Annotated in this window: 3 protein-coding genes; all 3 read right to left on the bottom strand. The window is 48.4% G+C overall.

Annotated features, from left to right (window positions below):
* The coding region (locus Q7V06_RS01780; protein ID WP_304836260.1) for a hypothetical protein at positions 1-130 on the bottom strand (130 nt) is incomplete at its 3' end.
* A 328-nt stretch (positions 131-458) separates the two neighbouring features.
* Complete coding sequence (locus Q7V06_RS01775; protein WP_304837181.1) at positions 459-1613, bottom strand: Coenzyme F420 hydrogenase/dehydrogenase, beta subunit C-terminal domain; 1155 nt, start codon at positions 1611-1613, stop codon at positions 459-461.
* A 1-nt stretch (position 1614) separates the two neighbouring features.
* Positions 1615-3681, bottom strand: coding sequence for a formate dehydrogenase subunit alpha (gene fdhF / locus Q7V06_RS01770; RefSeq protein ID WP_304837184.1), 2067 nt, complete (start codon positions 3679-3681; stop codon positions 1615-1617).
* Positions 3682-3692: the final 11 nt, after the last annotated feature.

Raw genomic sequence — 3692 nt, 5'->3', positions numbered from 1 at the left:
TGGGTGACCGCTTATAGGGCTCAACACCAACAACTTTTCCCTTGTTTACTACGAGGTTGAGTCCACATCCAACACCACAATACGGACAGGTTGTTGGGACATACCTCATCGTTTCTTCATTTTCACTCATGCCAATTCTCCGTTTATTGATCTACAGGCACCAGAGGGATGCCTAATTCAGATCATATAATCTCTATCGCCGAAATATATAAACATAAAGTACCAATTATAGATGATAAGTAAAATTGATATAGTTGACAATACACGATAGCGGCTCAAAACGTAATTTTTTCTTCAAGTCTTCTAATGAACATTCCTTAAAAAATGATCATTCTAAGGCTGCAGGAGGGATAATTTTCATACCACAACAAGGTAATTTGAGACAACAAAAAAAGGGAGGGTAAATATTTTTCTCAGATATTGTACCATCTATCCATACAACTATCATCACAGGAATATCAGTTTTTATATGGGGCAGACCCAAGTTTTGGGTGATAGGTAGCATCCGCCTCAACTCTGACCGCATGGGAGAAGAGTGCAAGCGGGATCTCCATCGGACAGAGCTCTTCGCACTGACCGCAGTTGATGCAGGAGTCCGAGATATGGGCGAACCTGCGCATATGAAACATCGGACTTGGGGGAAGATACCCAACAGGAACCATCGTTGTTCCCGATGTGAGTTCAATTTTTATTGGAGAACAGACCGGACAGTTATCAATACATGAATAGCATTTGATGCACCGTGAGGTCTCATCTCGTATAACATCCCAGAGGTTCTCTGAGATCGCCGAGAAATCATGCTTCCTCCACTTCTCACCAAGTTTGAACATGGCGTTCTCAACCTTTCCACGAATTGCTATACCCTTCGGATCTGCTGAGGAGGTTGCAAGTGCACCTGCTTTGACAGCGGCATCAACTAATTTTGCACCTTTCTCTGAACAAAATTCGACAAAGGTGGCCTTACCGGCCTTATCACCGATGACACCCCAGTTCCCACAAGCCAGATCTGCCTGTCGTGGAACCTTATAGAGGCATCTGCGGCAGTTGCTCCTACGGCCATATCCCTCTTCTTCGAGCTCGTCAATAGAGATACCTTTGTGCTGACCATCCTTTGTCATGATGATGAACTGGCCCTTGTCGATCTCCTCTTTAACGACATCGGCAGGATCCACACCAAACTTAGCAGTTATCATCTTCCTGGCAGGAACAGGGGGAACAGTACCTCCACAGTTGACACCGAACAGGAGCAGATTGTCAAGTTTAAGCTGATTCCTCTTTGCAAGCTCAAGAATACCCATCAAGTCACAGCCTTTCACTGTAACACCGAGCTTCTGGTTGGATGCGCCACCCAGGTACTTCACTATCAGTTTTGAGACAAGAGTCGTCCCGCAATGGAGTGAGCCAGCTGATCCTCCAATCTCCTTGGGGTCAGTTATGATTGTCGGAACCGCATCGTAGAGATCAACACCCTTTCTGATGGCAAGAACCGCATCAACAACCTTATTCTCAAGGGCGGATTTCAGCAGTGCTGTTACGGCACCACCGCATTCGGCTTTTTCAAGAAGTCCGGAGTCCGGGGTCCATGCATAGACCATATCGCCTTTTGTAACCATGTTATGCAGCCTCCTCAATCTTCCTGACAGCAACAGCACAATGCTTCAGCTCCGGCATCTTCGAGAGCGGATCAAGAGCAGTATTGGTCAGCATGTTTGCCGGAGCATTACCATAGTGCATCGACATATAGAGCACGCCCGGAGCAACATCGGTGCCGACACGGGCAATTGTGTCGGTCTCGCCACGGCGGCTACTCAGGTGAATCTTCTCACCGTCTTTGATTCCGAGTTTCTTTGCATCATCCACATTCATCTGGACAAAACCTTCAGGAGCATCATAGTGCAGCGCGGCACACCGGTCGGTCTGTGTCCGGGTATGATAGTGGAAGATGATCCGGCCTGTCATCAGGGTGAACGGATACTCAGCATCAGCAACCTCTGCAGGTTCACGGTGTTCGAGACCGAAGAATGTGCCAAGTCCATCTGCGGACGAGAACTTCTCACGGTGCAGGATTGGTGTACCGGGATGGACGTCAGTCGGGCATGGCCAGTGGACAGATTCGGGTTTTTCCATACGGGCATAGCTGATACCAGCCATTGATGGGGTGACTCTCCGGACATCATTCCAGATATCTTCTGCTGAAGTGAAGTCAAAGCCATGGATGCCAAGCTTCTTTGCGAGCATCACAAAGATCTCCCAGTCGGCCTTGGCATCACCGGGTGGATTGACCGCTTTTCTCACACGGTTGACACGGCGCTCACCGCTCGTGAATGTACCATCCTTCTCGGCGAAGCTTGCACCAGGAAGCACCACATCGGCATAATCACAGGTCTCTGTCCAGAAGATATCCTGAACAACCAGGAAGTCAAGTTTCTGAAGGGAACGCATCACATGGTTTGAGTCGGGATACGAGACGACAGGGTTCAGAGCAAATATATACATCGCCTTGATCGGGTCGCCGCATTGGGTGATCTGCTCGGTGAGCGTAACACCATAGTCAGATGCAAGACCGGTGACACCCCAGAGCTCCTCCATCTTTGCACGGGTTGCCGGATCTTCACATTTCTGGTATCCTGAGAAGACATTCGGATATGCACCCATATCACAGGCACCCTGAACATTGTTCTGTCCACGAAGAGGGTTTACACCGACACCCGGACGGCCGATATTACCGCAGAGCATCGAGAGATTCCCAAGTGAACGGACGTTGTCAGTACCGGTCGTCAGTTCGGTGATACCAAGGCAGTAGATGATAACCGCATTCTTTGCAGCGGCATACTTGAGTGCAAGCTCCTTTACCCTCTCAGTAGGAACACCGGTAATAGACTCGACATCGGCATACTTCTCAACCGTCTTCTTCAGGTCCTCAAATCCTTTCGTCCGTTTCTCGATGAATTCTGCATCATGTTTTCCTTCTTTGATGATCCAATACATCATCGAGTTGATGAGGGCGATATGAGTCGAGGGGTTATATTGCAGCCATTCATCCGCAAGACGAGCAGTGGGAGTAAAACGTGGATCAGCTACAATAACGGGGATACCCTTTAATTTGGCCTGGGCAATACGTCTGCCTGCAAGAGGATGAGCTTCAACTGCATTTGATCCTACCATTAAAATCAGATCTGAGTGTAATACATCTTCAAACGGGTTTGTGGCAGCACCCGAACCAAATGAAAGAGATAATCCGGCAACTGAAGGACCGTGGCAGATACGGGCACAGTTATCAATATTATTCGTCTTAAAAGCAATACGGGCAAGTTTCTGAAGGGCATAACACTCTTCATTTGGAGTTCTGCACGAGACCTGGAAACCAAGCGCTTTTGGACCACCCTTCTCATAGGTCTCTTTGAACTTGGAAGCAACGAGATCCAGTGCCTCGTCCCAGCTTGCCTCAACAAATTTTCCGTCCTTCTTGATCATCGGGCTTGTCAGGCGGTCAGGGCTATGCACAAATTCCCAACAGGTCATACCCTTTGGGCAGAGCTTCCCTTCGTTGATGGGTGACCGCTTATAGGGCTCAACACCAACAACTTTTCCCTTGTTTACTACGAGGTTGAGTCCACATCCAACACCACAATACGGACAGGTTGTTGGGACATACCTCATCGTTTCTTCATTTTCACTCATGCCAATTCTCC

The sequence above is a fragment of the Methanocalculus sp. genome (genome assembly GCF_030651615.1).
Taxonomy (GTDB): domain Archaea; phylum Halobacteriota; class Methanomicrobia; order Methanomicrobiales; family Methanocorpusculaceae; genus Methanocalculus.
The sequence above is the reverse complement of the archived record's forward strand: the minus strand, read 5'-3'. Positions and strand labels throughout refer to the sequence as shown.

Coding starts and splice junctions, on each gene's coding strand:
- fdhF (WP_304837184.1), bottom strand. CDS start 3,681: ATGAGTGAAAATGAAGAAACGATGAGGTATGTCCCAACAACCTGTCCG.
- Q7V06_RS01775 (WP_304837181.1), bottom strand. CDS start 1,613: ATGGTTACAAAAGGCGATATGGTCTATGCATGGACCCCGGACTCCGGA.